A 4543-nucleotide genomic window follows, 5' to 3' on the forward strand; every position below is an offset into this window, starting at 1 on the left:
CACTTCCTTATTTTTTACTTTAATAATAAAAGTTTATATGAAGTGTTCATTATAAGATACTTTTTTCTATTTTATAGAGTAAAAAAATTAAACTAATGCAATTAGTACTCATCCGCCACCGCTGTTAGCGGTTTAGTTCAATTGAGTTTTCACGACTTTTGTCTTTTTCAATCTTAATATATAAAATGCTTTTTATCTTTAAATAAACGAAATATATTTTATTTTCTTATATATAGTTTATGGTAAAAATAGTATAATTAGCTAAACATTTATGTCATAATCGTAATAAAATGCGTCACATATGAATTATTTACAACAACACCATAAATCGAAATTTGTAAGGGGGGTTAATATGGCAAACAAAAAATTAGCTTTATACATAATGAAGCAATTAGAAGGATTGGAAGATATAAAATCTATACCTATGATGGGTGGTTACTTATTCTATTATAAAGGTAGAATATTTGGTGGAATCTATGGAACAGGCTTTATGGTAAAAATTACTGAAGCAAGTAAGCATTATATGCCTGATAGCATTTCAGAAAGTCCATATGAGGGTGCAAAGCCAATGTTGCCTGTAGATATTGCCGATAATAGTGAGCTGTTAAAACAAATGGTAGTAGCTATGTATGAAGAATTACCCGAACCAAAACCAAAAAAGAAAAAGATAAAGAAATAAAAGAGGAGGATTTCAGAAATGAGTAGTTTTAGTTGTTGTGGTACTGAATGCAGTAGTTGTGGTTGCTATGGAACCATGTGTAATGGATGTAATGAAATCAAAGGTATGGTTTTTCATAGCGAAAAAGGAAAGGCATGTGCTATTTATGAATGTGCTATCAATAACCACAAATATGGTGATTGTTCTGCTTGTAGTGAGGTGCCTTGCTCAATATGGAGAAATACGAGAGACCCTAAATTTACGGATGAAGAATTCGAGAAAAACATAAATCAAAGAATGGAGAATTTAAGAAGCAAATGATAAATTCCAATTTATAGAATCAAATAAAATTAGCATGATTTTTAGCTTTAGTTATGTCGGAATATTCGTATATTGCGTCGCAACTGTAATTTATTGAGTAGCAACTGTATTAAAATGCATAGTAATATTAAGCAATATCATACCAAATATAGTAAATTATTAATGAATACAAATATAGAAAGAAAGATGAGGAACAAAGTTAATGAAAGAATTTATTTTCCCTTATGAAAAATTTAAGATGAAAATATCAGAGCATTTTGGAAAAGAATATCTGATGGAAAAAGTGGAGAGAGTATTGGGTGGAGCACAAAAATTTGTTTATAAAATTACAACTCAAAATGGCTTTATGTTTGTTATATACATTTGGCATGAAAGTACTTCTTATTTTTCGGATTTGGAACACAAAGATATCTTTACGTCGTGTAGTTCAGAGTTATTTGAGATTAACAACCACTTTATGATAGAGCATGGTGTTTGCACACCAAAGCTATATTACATGGATAGAACAAAAGAAGGTTTTTCGTTTGAGTATGCGTATGTTGAATATATTGATGGCTTGGATATTGATGCTATTATTGAGAAACATCCTGAACGTGTTGAAGAGGCAATGGCATCATTAAAGAAGAATCTCGATAAAATGTATGCAATTACAAGTAGCCAGGCAGGTACACTAAATTGTCTTCAGAGTAAAGATTTCTCGATAGTGGCATATGCATTTAATGGAGCAAAAAAGAACCTTAATTATCTTACGGATACTGATTTGGAACATAAAACGTTGTATTTGAAAGCGGACATGATTTTAAACAAAATATATGGTGAGATTGAAGAAAATGAGGAATATTGTTTTGTACACTATGAACTAGGTCCAAATCATGTAATGGTGGATGAAAACAATGTTACTTATTTAATTGATATTGAGGGAGCAAAGTTTTTTGATGTTGAAATGGAATACAGTTTTCTACAGATGAGATTTGGTGAAAACTATTGCTATTTGCAGAGAGATAATCTGGATTTTAAAAAAATGAGATTCTACTTATTATGGCACTATTTAGGAAATATTTCGGCATCATACCAGTTGCTAAAGAAGAATTATTATGATATGGATGAAGTTCGTGGAATGATTTCATGGTTAACAAATTGCTTGGAGAAATTTTGTAATAGTGAGACATCAACAATTCATAAATACGTTAAATAATGTGTAGGTAAGTTAATTCGTAGTTTTCTTATATGTCGACACTAGTAAACCCATATCATTAGATATGGGTTTACTAGTGTCTGAGTTTAACACAAAACATATTCTGTATAACTGGACTATACTGAATGTCATGAAAAAAGACTTTAACGACGTTTTTATATTAACATCTTTAATATACTAAATCCTAGACAAACTATTTTTATCATTTATGTTGAATCTTTACCAAAAATGATATAAAATAGAAAAGAAAAGGTTTTCTACTAATGATTCTCAGAGGTTAATCTTCTGTTATTTTCTAATAAGTTATTATAATGCTGAAATTAATAAATAGTTTATTATGGAATTAAATATGGATTTAGCAATAATGAAAAGATATATTTATCTTTTATATTTTTACATTTATAGAAAACGTTTTCTATAAATGTAACTATAAAATAATAAAGTAATACAAAACTTGGAGGTAATATTAATGCCAACCTTAAATAATACAATTGAGATACTTAATTCTAAGTCTACTAAGATCCTGTTTGGGGATTTGTATGGGCAAGAGGAGGAAGTTATAGTTAAACAGATTCTTAGGTATACTAGTTTAGTTAAAGAATATGATAAGAAATTTAAAACAAATGATATTTATATTTTCAGCTCACCAGGGCGTTCAGAAATAAGTGGAAACCATACGGATCATAACTTAGGTAAGGTGATTGCTGCTAGTATTAATTTGGACTGCATTGGAGTTACAGAAGTGACAGATAATAATAAGATAAGTATAAAAAGCTTAACATATAATGAAGATTTCGTTATTGATTTAGATGACTTAGAGAGTGCTGAAAAGGATACTGAAGCGGCATTATTAGTTAAAGGGGTTTTAGAAGGTGTAAAAAAATATGGATATAAAATAGGAGGATTTAATGTTTGTATAACTAGTGATGTAATATGTGCAGCAGGTGTTAGCTCATCAGCATCCTTTGAAATGTTATTATGTTCAATTATTAATTATTTTTATAATAATAATGAAATGGATATAATTACTTGCGGTAAAGTTGGTAAATATGCGGAAAATACAAGGTGGAATAAACAATCTGGGTTGTTAGACCAATTAGCCTGTGCTCATGGTGGATTAATTACAATAGATTTTAAAGACCCAGAATTTCCTATAATAAAAGATATAGATTACACAACAATAGAGCAGATATATGATTTGGTAATTGTCTCAACTGGTGCAAATCATGCAGATTTGAGTGAAGAATATTCATCAATACCAATAGAAATGAAAGCAGTTGCAAGCAATCTTGGCGCAAGCGTTTTAAGAGGCGTCACATTAGAAGATTTGCTTAATAATTTAGACAATCTGAGAGAGGTGGCTGGAGATAGGGCCATTTTAAGATCACTACATTTCTTTGAGGAAAATAAACGTGTAGATAAGCAGATGGATGCTTTAAATATGGGTAATTATAGTGACTTTATTAAGCTAGTAAATGAATCAGGCAATTCATCATGGAAATGGCTCCAAAATTGTTATTCAATATCAGCTACTCATGAACAGGCAGTGACCTTATACTTAGCATTAAGTGAATTATTTATAAAGAAAAATGGTGCTGGTGCGTGCAGAGTACATGGTGGTGGCTTTGCAGGTGTAATACTGGTTTTATTACCAAAGGAAATTACTAAAGAATATATAACATACATGAGGAAATACAATAATAATGGTATATATAAAGTGAATATAAGAAAATATGGAGCTGTAAACATAAACAGTTTATTAGCATGAGTGAATTCATAATTGGGGTTGATTTAGGTGGAACTAATATTAAGGTTGCAATATTTAATTTGGATTTAAAATTGATCGTTGAAGTACGTAAGTCAACAGAAGCGCAAAATGGACCTGCATATGTTCTAAACAAAATCATACACATAGTTGAAGATATGATGGAAAATCTTAATATTACGGAGAAGTTAATCTATTGTATGGGAATGGGTATTCCAGGACTATTGGATCCGTACGAGGGTAAATCATTTTTTTCACCAAATTTTTCAGGTTGGGAAAATATACACGTTGTTAACGAAATGAAAAAGAGATTCCACTTTCCAGTATTTATCGATAATGATGTTCGTGTAAATCTATATGGGGAGTGGCTATATGGTGCTGGATTGAATTCAAAGAATCTAATACTTATTACATTGGGTACTGGTTTAGGATCAGGAATAGTTATGGATGGTAAAGTTATGTATGGAGAAACAGCGAGTGCAGGAGAAATCGGGCATATGAATATGTATAGAGAAGGACGTCCTTGCAAGTGTGGAAGTTCTGGATGTTTAGGAAGATATGTTTCAGCAGTTGGAATGGTTAATACCTTTATTGAAAAATTAAA

General features: G+C 30.4%; 5 protein-coding genes. All 5 read left to right on the plus strand.

Annotated elements, in window-relative coordinates:
- The first annotated feature begins 352 nt into the window (after positions 1-352).
- The gene (locus tag VIM70_RS07790) at positions 353-679 is read left to right on the plus strand and encodes a TfoX/Sxy family protein (protein WP_331945185.1); all 327 of its coding nucleotides are present in this window, start codon (positions 353-355) and stop codon (positions 677-679) included.
- An 18-nt stretch (positions 680-697) separates the two neighbouring features.
- The gene (locus VIM70_RS07795) at positions 698-979 is read left to right on the plus strand and encodes a DUF3795 domain-containing protein (protein ID WP_331945186.1); all 282 of its coding nucleotides are present in this window, start codon (positions 698-700) and stop codon (positions 977-979) included.
- Positions 980-1181: 202 nt separating this feature from the next.
- The gene (locus VIM70_RS07800) at positions 1182-2174 is read left to right on the plus strand and encodes a phosphotransferase (protein WP_331945187.1); all 993 of its coding nucleotides are present in this window, start codon (positions 1182-1184) and stop codon (positions 2172-2174) included.
- 469 nt (positions 2175-2643) lie between these two features.
- Positions 2644-3942: a galactokinase gene (locus VIM70_RS07805; RefSeq protein ID WP_331945188.1), complete on the plus strand. Its 1299-nt coding sequence runs from the start codon at positions 2644-2646 to the stop codon at positions 3940-3942.
- The coding region (locus tag VIM70_RS07810) for an ROK family protein (protein ID WP_331945189.1) at positions 3939-4543 on the plus strand (605 nt) is incomplete at its 3' end. The genes VIM70_RS07805 and VIM70_RS07810, both read left to right, overlap by 4 nt.

It is taken from the genome of Clostridium sp., assembly GCF_036569345.1.
Lineage (GTDB): Bacteria > Bacillota > Clostridia > Clostridiales > Clostridiaceae > Clostridium_AD.

Bases quoted from the DNA above. Each gene is read 5' to 3' on its own strand.
- VIM70_RS07790 (WP_331945185.1), top strand. From the start codon at position 353: ATGGCAAACAAAAAATTAGCTTTATACATAATGAAGCAATTAGAAGGA.
- VIM70_RS07795 (WP_331945186.1), top strand. From the start codon at position 698: ATGAGTAGTTTTAGTTGTTGTGGTACTGAATGCAGTAGTTGTGGTTGC.
- VIM70_RS07800 (WP_331945187.1), top strand. From the start codon at position 1,182: ATGAAAGAATTTATTTTCCCTTATGAAAAATTTAAGATGAAAATATCA.
- VIM70_RS07805 (WP_331945188.1), top strand. From the start codon at position 2,644: ATGCCAACCTTAAATAATACAATTGAGATACTTAATTCTAAGTCTACT.